This is a genomic window from Corynebacterium sp. H130, assembly GCF_037572395.1.
Lineage (GTDB): Bacteria > Actinomycetota > Actinomycetes > Mycobacteriales > Mycobacteriaceae > Corynebacterium.
Window position 1 is genome coordinate 171,459 of sequence record NZ_JBBHLA010000001.1, and the last position, 14,775, is coordinate 186,233.

The window sequence follows — 14,775 nt, forward strand, 5'->3', positions numbered from 1 at the left end:
CAACCTATAAACCGCGGTCCGGTGGGCAGGATTTGACCAAAATCCGCGCTGAGACCAATTTATTTCACGAGAGTGCCATGAGGAGACTTGGGGGCTCGCGAACGCCTATGAACGGCACTACCCCCAAATTGCGACTGCGGGCTGCACTATACCGACCATCGCAATGTGACTAAAGCAACAGTGTTAAATGTCTTCCAACAGCTCGTCGGTAACAGCGGAATTGGTGTCCGGAATACCCATTTCCTTTGCGCGAGCATCCGCCATCGACAGCAGGCGTCGAATGCGTCCAGCAACTGCGTCCTTGGTCATCTGTGGATCTGCAAGCCTGCCAAGCTCTTCCAGTGATGCTTGCCTGTGCTTGATGCGCAATTGTCCGGCCTCGGCAAGATGAGCTGGGATGTCGTCGCCAAGGATCTCCAAGGCACGTTCAACACGTGCAGCTGCTGCAATGGCTGCACGCGCTGAGCGCCGGAGATTAGCATCGTCAAAGTTAGCGAGCCGGTGACCACCGTGCTGTTGAGCTTTGCGCTCGCGGTGCTTCTCCCACTCAATGCGGGTGCTCATTGCCCCCATTCGGGTAAGAAGCGCACCGATAGCGTCGCCATCGCGAACGAAGACGCGCTCACTACCACGAGTTTCCTTTGTCTTGGTCACCATTCCCATGCGTCGCGCACAACCGACGAGAGCGAGTGCCGCCTCCTGGCAAGGGCATTCAATTTCCAACGTGCACGTACGGCCCGGCTCAGTCAAAGTTCCAGTAGCCATAAATGCGCCTCGCCACGCGGCTTCGACGTCAGATACCGTGCCAGACACCACTTGAGGTGGCAAACCTCGAACGGCATGACCGGACTTTGTGACCAGCCCCAGTCTGCGAATGATGTCGTCGACGCCGTCAGTAATGCGCAGGACATACCGGGTATTTTTGCTCATACCACCAGGCCCAATAGTGTTGAGCTGCACGTCCTTGAAAAACAGTTCGCTGATTTCGTCTTTGACGCGATGAGCTACGGCCTGGTTGTCGAGCTCAATGTCGAGAACCGGCCTCCCTGCAACGACATCGAGCTGACCGGCGAAACGTACCACGGCCGCAATTTCCGCGGTCCGCGCCGTCGAACGAGTGAGTGCGGTCTTAGCTAACTCCGTTTTTGCTTTGGCAGTCAGTGACACGCCACTTCCCTCTTTCCTGGTCAACAATGTTCAGCGTATTTTAGCGGTTCTGGCACAAGCGAACCAATGATTGGGCCAGTTTCTCTGGACTGTGACGCTCGGTCCCGAGCCCGTCGCTAGCGTATTCCCGCACGTCATCCACGACAATCATCGCACCCATGGAAGCCGCTGCCCGCTCAAGGTGAGTGAGGTCAGTGGAGTCAATGGGAGATGCCTTATCGACCAAGACGCGATCAACACGCAGCCCCGGAGCATGCTGCAGCAACATGTGAATGTGGCGCTCCATAGAAAAACCAGTGGTCTCGAGCTGTGTATTGGAGAGGTTCAACACGACCACACGAAGGGCACGCGCGGAACTAATGGCCTCGACAATTTCCGGAACCAACAGGTGCGGGATCACGCTGGAGAACCACGAACCTGGGCCCAGGGTGATGAGATCTGCATTGGCGATTGCTTCTAGTGCCTCTGGCGAAGCTGCTGGCTGTTCGGGAATGAGGCGGACACGACGCACTTCTCCAGGCGTCGTTGCAATTGCGACCTGGCCACGCAACATGCGCATGATCCGGGGGTCGTCGGCAAGGCCCGCTACTTCCGCTTCAATGTCGAGTGGCTGCGGGCACATTGGAATGACGCGCCCATAAGAGCGGGTCAAGCGTGCAACTGCGTCAAGGGCTTCGGTTTCGCTGCCGAGGACGTCGGTGAGCCCGGAAATTAGCAGGTTTCCGACAGCGTGCCCTGCGAGAGCACCGGTGCCACCAAAACGGTGTTGTAGGACGTTTTCCCACAATTCGCCTTCGTCATCGTCGCGTGCCAACGCGCAGAGGGCCATGCGGAGATCGCCCGGCGGAATATGGCCCAATTCGCGACGAATGCGCCCCGAAGAACCACCGTCATCAGCAACAGTGACGATAGCTTTAATCTCAGGGAACCGCAGGCACCGCGCAGCGCGCAGGGTTTGGAACAGCCCGTGTCCGCCCCCCAAGCACACGATCGAATTGACGTTGTCTGGGGCGGAGAGGAGTTCGGAGGTCATGAAATCCTTCTTTTTGTGGATCTAGCTCAGTTTGATGTCTCGGTGAATGACTGCGACTTCCAGCTCACTGTTTTCGGAGAGCACACGGCCGATTTCCTCGGCAATCGCAACGGAGCGGTGATGTCCACCGGTACAACCAATGCTGACCGTAACAAAGCGTTTGCCCTCCCGACGGTATCCCCGGATCATCGTATTGAACATGGCGACGAAGGAATCGATGAACTCACGAGCTCCCTTTTGCGCCAACACATAGTCAGAGACAGGCTTGTCGACGCCACGGAATTTCCGCAGGTCCCCGACCCAATATGGGTTTGGCAGGAAACGGACATCCAGGATCAAGTCAGTATCGTGCGGTGCGCCTCGTTTGAAGCCGAAGGACTGCAGCGTGACATGTTCCTTGTTCGCAGTGACAGAATCGAAGCTCGACTCAATCGCGCGACGGAGATCGTGGACCGACAGTTCAGAGGTGTCGATAACAATATCCGCTTGTTCCTTGACCTCGAACAGGGTACGTCGTTCGCGAGTAATCCCGTGCTGCAGAGTATCGGGCCCCTGCATAGGGTGAGTACGACGTACCGAATCAAAGCGACGAATAAGGATGTCGTCGCGCGCCTCCATGAACAGGATGATCGGCCTGGTGCCACGGGCATCAAGTTCATCGATGACCTGCACAAGGTTGCCGTTGAATGGACGGGAACGAACGTCGGAAACCAACGCCAGTCGCTTCACGGGCGAATCTTCAGCTTGGCACATCTCCACCATCTGTAGCACCAGGGCTGAGGGTAGGTTCTGTGCTACGTACCAACCCATGTCCTCGAGCACGCGGGCCGCAGAATTGAGGCCGGCGCCGGACATACCGGTGATAAGCACAGGGGCTTCGCTAGGGTGTGCCGAGTCCAGCTTTGAAACAACGGCTTCGCGGAGGCGCGCGCTATCTCCTTCTGGCGTCACCACAATGTCGCTTTGAGTCATATTCACAGTCTAACGTGACTTTATGTCCCCTAGCTTGATTCTGGGTGTAGCTGATCGTAAATGTTCTGCGCTAGCTTCGGTCCGAATCCCTTGACTTCTTGGATCTCTTCCACTCTGGCGGCGCGGAGTTTCTTCACGGAACCAAAATGTTTCACCAGCTCAGCTTTTCTACTGTCGCCTAGCCCCTTGATCCGATCCAGTTCGGACACTCGCAAGCGCGCTGAGCGTTGCTGCCGGTGGTAGGTGATGGCGAAGCGATGCGCTTCGTCGCGAATGTGCTGCAACAAGTACAGCCCTTGGGAATTGCGCGGAAGGATGACGGGTTCATCATCTCCTGGTAGCCACACCTCTTCGAGTCGCTTGGCAAGACCAATGAGCATTACGTCGTCTACCCCGAGCTCTGCAAGGACTTCCGCGGCAGCATTGACCTGTGGGGCGCCACCATCCACGATGAACAGCTGCGGCGGGTAGGCGAATCGCTTACCTGTAGTGGTGTACTCGGTTATTTGTTCGTCGCTGAACCTGGTGCCGTCAAACTCCTCCGCATCCGGCACCGTTGTCTTGTCTTCCACGTGCCGAGCGAACCTGCGACGCGTAATCTCAGCGATGGACGCGACATCGTTGGAATGACCGTCTCCGGCAGCATCCCTGATCCGGTACCGGCGATAGTCCGATTTCTTCGGCAATCCGTCTTCAAACACCACCAAGGAGGCAACCACGTCGGTGCCCTGGATATGAGAGATATCTGTGCACTCAATGCGTAGGGGCGCCTCATCCATGAACAGCGCTTCCTGGAGTTGTTGCAAAGCTGCGGAACGAGTGGTCAGGTCGCCTTGGCGCTTCAATTTGTGCTGCCGCAGCGCCTCCTTCGCGTTGCCCTCGACAGTTTCCATCAACTCCCGCTTTTCCCCGCGGACCGGGATCCGAATGTGCACCGGCCCCTCACGGTAACCGGCCAGCACCTGCTCAACATCCGCGAGATTCTCTGGTTCCGCCGAGACCATGATGTCGCGAGGGATTTCGGCGCCACCGTCCCGCTGCTCGCCATAGAACTGCATGAGGAAGTCGGTGACGAGCTCAGCGTCGCTGCTCCCGCCGGGCTTTTCGACGACAAAGCCTCGCTGTCCCTTCACCCGGCCGTCGCGGATGTGGAACAACTGAATTGACGATTCCAGCTCATCCCCATAGGTAGCGATAACGTCCGCGTCAGTCCCGTCACTAAAGACAATGGATTGACGCTCCATGACCTTGGCGATTGCTTCTAGGTCGTCGCGAAGCCGGGCGGCGCGTTCGAAATCGAGGTCCGCTGCTGCAGCCATCATGTCTTTTTCAAGCCGGGCAGTCACGGCACCGGTGTTACCGGAAAGAAAAGATATAAATCCCCGCACGACCTCCATGTGTTCTGGTGCCGTCACTTTGTCTACGCAAGGGGCACAGCACTTGTCGATGTAGCCGAGCAAGCACGGTCTGCCCAGTTGAGCGTGTCGATTGAACACGCCTTTTGAGCAGGTGCGCATGGGAAACACGCGAGTGAGCAGATCGAGTGTCTCTCGGATTGCCCACGCATGCGAGTAGGGGCCAAAATAGCGAACGCCCTTGCGCTGTGGGCCCCGGTACACGAATGCCCTGGGGAAGGGCTCGTTCATGGTGATCGCGAGATACGGATAAGACTTATCGTCGCGATACTTGACGTTGAATCGCGGGTCGTACTTCTTGATCCACGTGTATTCGAGCTGCAGCGCCTCGACTTCGCTGGCGACCACTGTCCACTCCACACTGGCAGCAGTCTGCACCATTTGTCGAGTGCGAGGGTGCAGTTGGGTCAGGTCTTGGAAATAGTTGGATAGCCGGGCCCGGAGGTTCTTGGCCTTACCCACATACACAACCCGAGAAGACTCGTCCCGAAAACGGTAGACACCCGGCTGCGTCGGGATAGTCCCAGCAGCCGGGCGGTAAGTCGATGGATCAGCCAAGGCTAGTCTTCCGGCATGTACGCATCTTCAAGCGCGCGGAATTCGGAGACTGCTTTCACAACTGTAGCGCCATCTCCGGACTGGAATGCCCACATCGGAACGTATTCAAACTCAGGCAGTTCGAGTCGAGCCATGCGATCGCCCTTCGGAAAGTTGAGACCGTAGACAACGGACCATGGGTAGAACCTTGTTCCAATGAAGTTGCGGACTTCTACGCCATCACTGTTAGCGCGCACGCGCGGGCGGCGGAGATGGTAGGCAAAGAAGGAAATGATGATGCCAACACCGATGAAAGCGATCTTATCGATCAGCGTCACCGCAGCACCTGTGTAGTCAACGCCCACCACGAGCGCCATGAAAATGTGTACCGCCATCACCACGATGATGGCGAGCCAGGACATTCGAGCTAGATACCGTGAGCGAAGTTCGAACTCCCAAGGTTTGGTCGTTGTGGTCTCCGCATGCAGAACGGCAAGGCGCTCGCGCTCGCGATCCAGATCAGACACAGTGAGCCCATCCTTCTTTGAATGAAAATCGTCAGTTGCTTAGCTTAGCTGCTTTGCTGACGAATCCGGGAAAGCACCAGCGCAGTGTGCAGAGCTGCCACCATGGATTCTCCGCCCTTGTCCTCCATTGCCCCAGGAACGCCACTGCGATCGACAGCTTGTTCGTGAGTCAATGTGGTCAGCACACCGTTGCCAATCGGCGTCTGAGTGTCCAAGGAAATGCGAGTGAGAGCGTCGGTGACGGACTGGCACACATACTCAAAGTGAGGAGTGCCACCCTTAATGACGCAGCCAAGTGCGACGACTGCATCAAAGGATTGCGCGAGCTCTTGCACGATAACACCAAGCTCGAGGGCTCCGACAACTCGGTACTCGGAAACTTCTGCGCCACATTCCCGGCCCACCTGCACTGCCCTGTTATGGAGCTGATCGCAGATGTCGGCGTTCCAGGTAGCGGTGACTACTGCGACCCGAAGGCCGGAGGCGTCGACAAGCTCGAGGGTTGGACGACCTTCGCCACTCATTCGCTCTCCCCCAACTTCTCTTCCAGACCAGGGACGGTGTGCCCCATACGGTCACGCTTCGTCTTCAGGTAGGTGATGTTGTCTTCGTGAATGTCAACGTTGATCGCGGTGCGACCCACAATGCGGAGGTCGTGGCCGGAGAGGCCTGCTCTCTTATCAGGGTTGTTGGAGATCAAGTTCATGGTCTTGACGCCAAGGTCGTGCAGGATCTGAGCGCCGGTACCGAATTCCCGTGCATCGGCGGGCAACCCGAGTTGCAGGTTGGCATCGACAGTGTCGACGCCTGCATCTTGCAGTTGGTAGGCCTTTAGCTTGGCCATCAAGCCAATGCCGCGACCTTCGTGCCCGCGCATGTACAGGATTACTCCCCTGCCGGCATCCTGAACAACCTTCATCGAAGCATGCAGCTGCTGACCACAATCACAGCGGCGGGAACCGAAGACATCACCGGTCAGGCACTCGGAGTGAACTCGAACCAAGACGTCCTCGCCGCCGTCGATTTCCGGATGTCCCACGACGAGTGCTACGTGCTCCATGCCATTGATTGTGCTCTGGTAACCAATGGCGCGGAATTCACCGAAGTCGGTGGGCAGCCGGGTTTCAACCACTCGGCGAATCTGTACCTCATTGAGGCGACGCCATGCGATCAATTGCTCGATCGAAATCATCTTCAAACCGTGAGCGTCGGCGAAAGCACGCAGTTCAGGACCACGAGCCATATCCGTCGGATCCTGCTCGCTGACAATTTCACACAACACACCAGCTGGTGTCAGCCCAGCCATGCGAGCCATATCAACGGCCGCCTCCGTGTGTCCGGCGCGCACCAAAACGCCACCGTCGCGTGCCCGCAACGGCACAACGTGGCCTGGGCGTGTGAAATCGTCCGGACCAAAAGAAGAATCTGCGAGCCTGCGCAGGGTCTCCGCGCGCGAGGACGCCGAAATACCGGTGGTCCCGGTGTTGGCATCAACTGTCACCGTGTATGCCGTGCCACGTGCGTCCTCATTGTGAGAAATCATTGGTGGCAGGTGAAGTCGATCCGCCTCCGCCTCAGTCAGCGAGGCGCAAATGTAGCCGGAGGTATAGCGCACCATGAATGCGACGAGCTCCGGAGTTGCCTTTTCAGCCGCGAAAATCAAGTCACCTTCATTCTCGCGGTCCTCGTCGTCGACAACGACAACAGCTTTGCCCGCTGCGATGTCTACGATTGCATCCTCAACAGAATCCAGGCGCACCTGGTTCTCGGCCTCTTCAGAAAAACTATTCGCCACGCTGTCCTAGCCTAATCTCGATGGGTTTGATGCTGATGCTTTGGGGCGTTACTTGGCGCGATCGCCAAGCATCCGTTCCACGTACTTTGCGATGACGTCTACCTCCAGGTTCACCGTATTGCCCACCTCAAGGGAACCAAATACGGTGTCCCGCAGCGTCACCGGAATTAAAGACACTTCAAAGAAATCGTCGCCCAAGGTCGACACCGTAAGTGACGTACCATTGATAGCTATTGAGCCCTTTTCCACCACATACCGAGCAAGGTTATCCGGGAGCTCGAACCTAAGGACATCCCAATTCTCGGAATGCTCTCGACTCAGCAGTGGGCTTGTGGCATCGACGTGGCCCTGCACAATGTGTCCATCCAGTCGCGCGTTGACCTGTGCTGCGCGTTCCAGGTTCACTGCATCCCCGACGTTTAGCGCGCCAAGGCTGGAGCGGTTCAGGGTCTCCTGCATGCAGTCGGCAACGAAGGAGCCATTGTCACGTTCTGCAACAGTCAAGCACACGCCATTGACCGCAATCGAATCGCCGAGCTCGGCATCCTCCAGCACTTTCTGCGCGCCAATGCGCAACCGAATGGAGTCTCCAAGGTCCTCGATGCCATCGATGCGACCAAGCTCCTCAATGATCCCAGTGAACATTGCTGGATTTACTCCTCTGTGGTTTTCGGACGAGATTCAATAAGGATATCGTTTTCAAACTGTCTGATGCGCAGAATTTCGTTTCTGCAGATATCCGCCATGGTGGTGGTCTTTTCTGCCGGAAAATCGATCGCTCTGACGCCAGCGCCCAGGAATGAAGCGTTCACATACGTGTGGCAAAAGTCGACCACGCCTGCTTCAAAGAAGGACGCAACGAGGTTCGGCCCGCCTTCCACCAAGACAGAACGCATTCCTCTTTGGTACAGGTCGTCCAAAGCTTCGTCGATCGAGCGAAACCGCAATACGCCGTCGCGAGCGAGAGCAAAATCCGCGGGAATTTCCCGCGTTCCGATGATCACTGGTTGCGGTTGGTGAGCGCAGAGAGCTCCGTCAGGTTCGCGCGCGGTCAGCTTAGGGTTGTCTGCTAGCACGGTGCCAGTTCCAACGACAATGGCGTCGAAACTTGAGCGGTGTTTCGTTGCATAGCTTCGGGCCCCTTCGCCGGTAATCCATTGCGAAGACCGATCGCTCGCCGCTGAGAACCCGTCGAGTGTTTGCGCCATTTTGACTGTCACGCTTGGACGTCCCTGGCGCACGCTCGCGAGCCACGGCGCCAGCGCCGCAACGTAGCGGGCAGCATAGCGCACTTCCACTCCGTGAACAGCAAGGAACTCCGCTCCGCCGGCAGCCTGCGGGTTCGGATCTGGTGTGAGGTACACCACGCGAGCAATGCCGGCGTCCAACAAAGCGTGCGAACACGGTCCGGTGCGCCCGGTGTGGTTGCACGGCTCTAGCGTTACGACGGCTGTCGCTCCCCTCGCCATGTCCCCCGCCATCCGCAAGGCCATGACCTCAGCGTGCTCGCCCGGGCCAGTGGGCGGTTGCGTGTGCCCATGACCAACAACCTCGTTATCGGCAGAAACAATTACGCACCCAACCGGCGGGTTTGGAGAAGTCAGGCCCCAGGCCAGCTCTCCTTGCTCGATCGCAAGCTCGATTGGATCGATCAATTCAGCGTCGCCAACTGTCGTAGTTGTTCAACTGCGCCACGGGGATCCTCAGCGCCATAAACTGCGGAGCCTGCCACGAAGGCATCGCACCCAGCTTCAGCGGCGCTCTGGATGGTGGAAGCGTTGATTCCGCCATCAATTTCGATGAGGGTGGCAAGCCCTTGGCCGTCGATAAGCTCACGAAGGGCCCGTACTTTGTCCAACTGGTCCGGCATGAAGCTTTGGCCACCGAAGCCGGGCTCAACGCTCATCACGAGAACAAGATCGAACTCGGGGACGATGTCCAGGAAGTCCTCAATCGGCGTGCCAGGGCGGAGAGAAAAACCAGCTCGAACGCCGCGCTCGCGGAGATGGCGCGCCAAAGAGACTGGGTCGTCGGTGGCTTCAACGTGGAAAATCACGCAGTCCGCCCCGGCTTTGATGTAGGAATCCACCCACTTTTCCGGGTCTTCGATCATCAGGTGCACATCAAGCGGCAGGTCAGTACAGCGGTCGACGGCTGCGGTCACGTCAGCGCCAAAGGAGAGGTTGGGCACAAAGTGCCCGTCCATCACATCGACGTGAATCCAGCCTGCGTTGTCAGTCAACTTCAGTTGCTCGCCCAGGGCCGCAAAGTCTGCTGCCAGGATTGACGGGGCGATGATGGGGCACTCGAACGTGGTCATACGTCCATCCTAGGCGTTGCCGGCCGCCTAAGGACGGCGAAAAACATGGCGTCGGTGCCATGGCGGTGTGGCCACATCTGGACCGACTTGTGTTCGCCGGTGTTTTCCAACCCACAGGCGAATTCCTTGGCATCCAATTCCTCAACACCCAGTTCGGCAACCGCGCGATCCACGATGGCACGTGTCTCGCGAAGATCCGGAGAACAGGTGGAATAGACGATGACACCACCTGGTCGAGTGAGCTCTACCGCAGAGCTCAGCAACTCGAACTGCAGGGTTGCCAGTTCCGCGATGTCGGATTCTTTCTTGCGCCAACGTGCCTCAGGTCGGCGTCGCAAAGCGCCCAGCCCTGAACATGGCGCGTCGACCAAAATGCGGTCGTAACCGGAATTGAGACCCGGCTTACGGCCATCAGCGACGTGAACCTTGACGGGAAGACCGCGAGTCGCATTCTCGATCAACCTGGCGCGGTGTGGCGCAACTTCAACGGCATCCACGCGAGCCCCATCAATGCGGGCCAGCCCGCCGATCAACGCTGCTTTGCCGCCAGGACCTGCACACAGGTCAAGCCAGCGACCGCCGTCTACCCCGTCTACCGGGGCAACAGTCAGTGCGCGTGCAATGATCTGGCTGCCCTCGTCCTGTACTGCGGCGAGACCCTGCTTCACCGGCTCGAGTGCCCCAGGGTCACCGCCCTCCAAATAGACGGCATACGGCGAGTACTTGCCTTCGTCACCGCCGGCGATGAGTGCGAGTTCCTCAGCGGACATCTCTCCGGGTTTTGCCACCAGGTGAACTCGTGGGCGCGCAGAATCCTCGGTCAGTGCCTCCTCGAGCTCGGCAGGATCAAGAATTTGTGCGAAGCTCCGCGCGATCCACTCAGGATGCGAGGTCCGGAAAGCCAATGCGGCTAGCTCGTCCTCGGGGGTAAGTTTTTCCAGCCACCGCTCCGGAGACGTGCGGGTAATCGAACGCATCACTGCATTTGCAAAGCCCTTGGCCTTTTCGTGGCCAACTCCCTGCACAATGCGGACGGTCGTATCTACAGCGGCATGGGGCTCGACCCGTGTAAAGAGGACTTGATACGCACCAAGTCGCAGTGCCGACAGCACCTCCGCATCGAGCTTGGACGTTGGGCGCGACGATACCGCGTCGATAACGGCATCGAGGGTGCCAAGCGCACGCAAGCTGCCATAGGTCAACTCCGTGGCAAAAGCGGCATCGCGACCTTCCAGTCGCGCCGTTGTCAGCGCCTTTGGCAGCACCAAGTTCGCGTACGCCTCCTGCGTCGCGACAGCAACAAGCACCTCAAAAGCTACCGCACGCGCCTTATCGACGCCTGCAGCCAGCACTCCACTTACCCGCGACGACTCCTGACGGCGCTTAGTCCTATCCTGACGCTTGGCCGTACTTGTTTGGGACCGCTGTGGCCCCTGCTTGGACGTGACTTTCTTCGGAGCTCCAGCCTGAGTGCGAGCTCTGAAACCACCTGCTTTCTCCAACGTCATGAGGAGAACACCGCCTTTTCTGCCAGGTTCGCGCCACGCGCCCAGTCGGCAGCTACCATCATCTTCTTTCCAGGAGGCTGAATGTGAGTGATCTGGAGATCGTTCGTGCCGGTGCCCACCAGCACCGCTGATTTGGAGATAGAGAGTTCACCGGGTGCCAAAAAGTTGTCCGTGGTGAGCTGCACACCGCCGATCTTGAAGCGGTCTTGGCCAAGCTCGGTCCATGGCCCTGGGGCTGGCGTGAAGGCGCGGATCTGGCGATCGATGGCGAAGTCAGGTCTCGTCCAGTCAACCTTGGCGTCGTCCTTGGTGATTTTCGGAGCGTAGCTCGCCTCACCTTGCTGCGGAACAGCCTGAATAGTTCCACTTTCGAGCCCATCCATCGTGGCGACCAGCAGATCCGCACCTGAATACGCCAATGACGTGAGGAGGCTGTCCGCGGTGTCGGAAGCCTTGATCTCTTGGGTCAAAGTCCCCAAAACGGGACCGGTGTCCAGGCCTTCTTCGATGCGGAAAGTGGTAGCACCGGTGATGTCGTCGCCGGCGAAGATCGCTGCCTGCACCGGAGCCGCACCGCGCCACGCTGGAAGGAGAGAAAAGTGGAGGTTAACCCAACCATGTGGCGCGATCTCCAACAAGTCCTTGGTGACCAAGTTGCCGTAAGCCACCACAGGTATGCAGTCAGGAGCTAATTCACCCAAACGCTGGCGAATTGACTCACCATCCTCTGTGCCGGGCTTGAGCGTCGTCGGCTTCAGCGTCTCAATGCCGTGTTCCTGCGCCAACGCAGCAACTGGAGATGGATGCAGCGTGCGACCGCGTCCTTTCCGGGCGTCCGGGCGGGTAATAACTGCCACAACCTCGTGTTCAGAGGCAAGTAGCTTTTGAAGCGCTACGACTGCAGGCTCCGGGGTTCCAGCGAAAACTAGCTTCATTTGTTAAACCACTCCGATTGGCGAATTTCCGCCATTGCTTCTTTCCTGAGCTCAGGTGAGAGACGCTGCAAGAACAGCACACCGTCGAGATGATCAGTTTCGTGCTGCACACATCGCGCTAGCAGCCCTTCGCACTCGAATTCAACGGGATTTGCATCTTTGTCTACGCCCCGGACAATGACCTTCTCGAAGCGTTCCGTGTCCTTCGAAATGTTGGGAATCGAGAGGCACCCCTCACTGCCAACTTGGGTTTCCTCTCCCACCGGCTCCCACACCGGGTTTACGATGTGTCCTCGTGCACCTTCTGTCACGTGAGAGCAGTCGTAAACGAACACACGTCGCGTGACGCCCACCTGGTTCGCAGCCAGGCCGACGCCCTGGTTGTCGTCCATTGTCTCGAGCATGTCGTCGATCAGCGTGGCAAGCGACTCATCAAATTCAGTGACCTCATCAGCGCGGGTGCGCAGCACCGGGTCACCAAACATGCGAACTGGGCGGGATGTCAAGGGCTACCTCATCTCCAAAAGCGTTTCTTCTGTTGCTCGTAATCTTAGCCACTAGCCAATATTGATTGGATCCACCTGTACCCGAAGGGGCGCGGAATCCTTCAGGGCAGCTCTTGCGACCAAACCAACTCGGAGAGCCTTGCCCAACTCTGATCGAGGTCCTAAGGCTGTCCGGATCAGAAAACGCTGCGGCGGCCCCAATTCCTCCTCGTTGTATTCGCCAGGCAAAGAAACACCGAGTGGTAGGTCCACCGGACCCAAGATCTCGGCCCCCTCCGGTAGGTCGACAACCTCAAGGTAGGACTCCACAGTTCGTACAGGTCCATCGACCACCGCCATATGAACGGTTGGTGGCAGACTGACCTCTTTTCTCGAATAGAGCTCGAGACGTGCGATCCAAATGGGATCCCAACGCACTAGTGCCTGTACTACCCGCAAATTGTGGTCGGCACACACGACAACGTCGCCACCAGCACGAACCAGGGCTGCCACCGCGAACCATCGGGCCAAAGTGTCCTCTGCTGCCCTCAGGTCTGGTCGAGATAACAGTGCCCAAGGATCCAGCATCACCGCTGCACCGTATCTACCAGCAGGTTCAGCGCCTGGCGTTGCGACGACGATAGCTGCCTCTTCCTCGACACTATCGAGAATTCTGGATCCGCCCGAAGTGACAACCTTGACTCCAGGAAACGCTCGGCCGAGCTCTTCTGCGGTCCTGCCACTACCGAGTACCTGTGCGCGTACTTTCGTCGATCCACAGTTGCCACAATTGAATTTCAGCTCGGGTCGGCCACACCAACGGCAGCGGATCACACCCGGTTGATCAGGTTGTCCTTGAGGCAACTCCAATGGCCCATTGCAGGCACGGCACCTAGCTGGCGCTCGGCACGTTCCGCACGACAGGCTCGGTACGTATCCCTTGCGAGGGGTTTGCACGAGCACCGGTTCACCGCGCTCCAACGCGCGACGCATCGATTCGAAGGCCAGGTGCGGAATGCGGGCGTTTCTTGCGTGGGGGTCGCGTTCCAGTGCGCGCTCATCGATTCCAGTTATGCGAGGCATCGATGTACGTACGCGCTCGCGATCAGCAACAACACTGTGAGCCCAACCTGTCTCTACCAGCAATTGGGCCTCTGCACTGCGAGAGTAGCCACCAATCAACAGCGCGCTACCAGTGTGGTGGCTCCTCGTGGTTAGTACTTCCCTGGCGTGGACATAAGGCGCCCGCGGATCTGAGAGGTTTTCGTCTTGGTCAAACATCACCACGCAGAGCCGCAGGTTGTTTACGGGCGCAAAAGCGGCACTTCGCGTCCCGATGACGATGCGCGACTGTCCGTTGAGAATAGACAAGAATCGACGGTAGCGAGCCTGTGGTCCAAGCGAAGCGCTCAGAGTGGTCACTTGCCGGGCACCCACGAATTCCTGAAACACTGATTCAAGGCGATCAACGTCGCGTTGATCCGGGACGATGATCAATGCCCCACCGCCATCGACTGCCACCTTTGTGGCTAATGCAGCGACAGCCCGGTGCCAAGACGTCCCGGGGCATATCTGCCAGGCTGCGCGGGCGGTTTCACCCCGCACAACGGCATCGACAAACGACGTACCGTGCTCATAGATTGCCCAAGGTGAAAGGTCAGGCTCCCCTGCTTTTCCCAGTTCCTCCCAGGGAGTTTCCGTGTCTGCAGACTCAGCTCCCGCATGACGAGGCGGGATCGCCGCGCGGATCAAATCGGATCTAGTCCCCGCGTAGCGATCGCACAAAGAATCCACTAGGCGGGCAAGTTCCGGCGGATACACCACGTCTGGTGAGATCACGCGCTCCAGCCAAGCAAGCTTCCCGGGATGGTCACTTTCGGGGAGGCGTTCCAGGAGGATCGCGTCGACAAGCCTGCCACTAAACCGGATGCGCAGTCGCACCCCTGGCTGCGCGACCGCGTCGAGGTCGGTGTCGACCAAATAGTCGAAGGTGCGGTCAAGGTGCGCAAGTCCCAACAATGGCAAAACCCGCGCCACAGGCAAATGTTCGGCTGCGGTGCGGGTCTTCATGCTTGGGGAGT

Annotated in this window: 14 protein-coding genes; all 14 read right to left on the reverse strand. The window is 58.3% G+C overall.

Annotated elements, in window-relative coordinates:
* Nucleotides 1-183: 183 nt before the first annotated feature.
* From whiA to WG939_RS00870, 14 genes are read right to left on the reverse strand one after another with little or no spacing between them, the layout of a single operon-like run.
* The gene (gene whiA / locus WG939_RS00805) at nt 184-1,167 is read right to left on the reverse strand and encodes a DNA-binding protein WhiA (RefSeq protein ID WP_339981610.1); all 984 of its coding nucleotides are present in this window, start codon (nt 1,165-1,167) and stop codon (nt 184-186) included.
* Nucleotides 1,168-1,207: 40 nt separating this feature from the next.
* On the reverse strand, nt 1,208-2,200 hold the full coding sequence (locus tag WG939_RS00810; RefSeq protein WP_339981611.1) for a gluconeogenesis factor YvcK family protein: 993 nt from the start codon (nt 2,198-2,200) through the stop codon (nt 1,208-1,210).
* 21 nt (nt 2,201-2,221) lie between these two features.
* Complete coding sequence (gene rapZ / locus WG939_RS00815) at nt 2,222-3,172, reverse strand: RNase adapter RapZ (protein ID WP_339981612.1); 951 nt, start codon at nt 3,170-3,172, stop codon at nt 2,222-2,224.
* 29 nt (nt 3,173-3,201) lie between these two features.
* Entirely contained in the window at nt 3,202-5,145 is a 1,944-nt protein-coding gene (gene uvrC, locus WG939_RS00820) for an excinuclease ABC subunit UvrC (protein WP_339981613.1), read from the reverse strand.
* 2 nt (nt 5,146-5,147) lie between these two features.
* A complete protein-coding gene (locus WG939_RS00825; protein WP_339981615.1) occupies nt 5,148-5,651 on the reverse strand; it encodes a PH domain-containing protein in 504 nt (167 codons plus the stop codon).
* Nucleotides 5,652-5,695: 44 nt separating this feature from the next.
* Nucleotides 5,696-6,175, reverse strand: coding sequence for a 6,7-dimethyl-8-ribityllumazine synthase (gene ribH / locus WG939_RS00830; protein WP_339981617.1), 480 nt, complete (start codon nt 6,173-6,175; stop codon nt 5,696-5,698).
* Nucleotides 6,172-7,446, reverse strand: coding sequence for a bifunctional 3,4-dihydroxy-2-butanone-4-phosphate synthase/GTP cyclohydrolase II (locus WG939_RS00835; RefSeq protein WP_339981618.1), 1,275 nt, complete (start codon nt 7,444-7,446; stop codon nt 6,172-6,174). The genes ribH and WG939_RS00835 overlap by 4 nt, the downstream gene beginning before the upstream one ends.
* Nucleotides 7,447-7,494: 48 nt before the next feature.
* Nucleotides 7,495-8,091, reverse strand: coding sequence for a riboflavin synthase (locus tag WG939_RS00840; RefSeq protein WP_339981619.1), 597 nt, complete (start codon nt 8,089-8,091; stop codon nt 7,495-7,497).
* A gap of 8 nt (nt 8,092-8,099) precedes the next feature.
* Nucleotides 8,100-9,101, reverse strand: coding sequence for a bifunctional diaminohydroxyphosphoribosylaminopyrimidine deaminase/5-amino-6-(5-phosphoribosylamino)uracil reductase RibD (gene ribD, locus WG939_RS00845; protein ID WP_339981620.1), 1,002 nt, complete (start codon nt 9,099-9,101; stop codon nt 8,100-8,102).
* Nucleotides 9,098-9,766, reverse strand: coding sequence for a ribulose-phosphate 3-epimerase (gene rpe, locus WG939_RS00850; RefSeq protein WP_339981622.1), 669 nt, complete (start codon nt 9,764-9,766; stop codon nt 9,098-9,100). Before rpe ends, ribD begins: the two co-directional genes overlap by 4 nt.
* Nucleotides 9,763-11,274 carry an RsmB/NOP family class I SAM-dependent RNA methyltransferase gene (locus tag WG939_RS00855; protein WP_339981623.1) on the reverse strand — a complete coding sequence of 504 codons (1,512 nt, stop codon included), beginning with the start codon at nt 11,272-11,274 and terminating at the stop codon, nt 9,763-9,765. The genes rpe and WG939_RS00855 overlap by 4 nt, the downstream gene beginning before the upstream one ends.
* Nucleotides 11,271-12,209, reverse strand: coding sequence for a methionyl-tRNA formyltransferase (gene fmt, locus WG939_RS00860; protein WP_339981624.1), 939 nt, complete (start codon nt 12,207-12,209; stop codon nt 11,271-11,273). The genes WG939_RS00855 and fmt overlap by 4 nt, the downstream gene beginning before the upstream one ends.
* Nucleotides 12,206-12,715, reverse strand: a complete 510-nt coding sequence (gene def / locus WG939_RS00865; RefSeq protein WP_339981625.1) for a peptide deformylase — start codon at nt 12,713-12,715, stop codon at nt 12,206-12,208. The genes fmt and def overlap by 4 nt, the downstream gene beginning before the upstream one ends.
* 51 nt (nt 12,716-12,766) lie before the next feature.
* Entirely contained in the window at nt 12,767-14,764 is a 1,998-nt protein-coding gene (locus tag WG939_RS00870; protein WP_339981626.1) for a primosomal protein N', read from the reverse strand.
* Between the last annotated feature and the right edge of the window lie 11 nt (nt 14,765-14,775).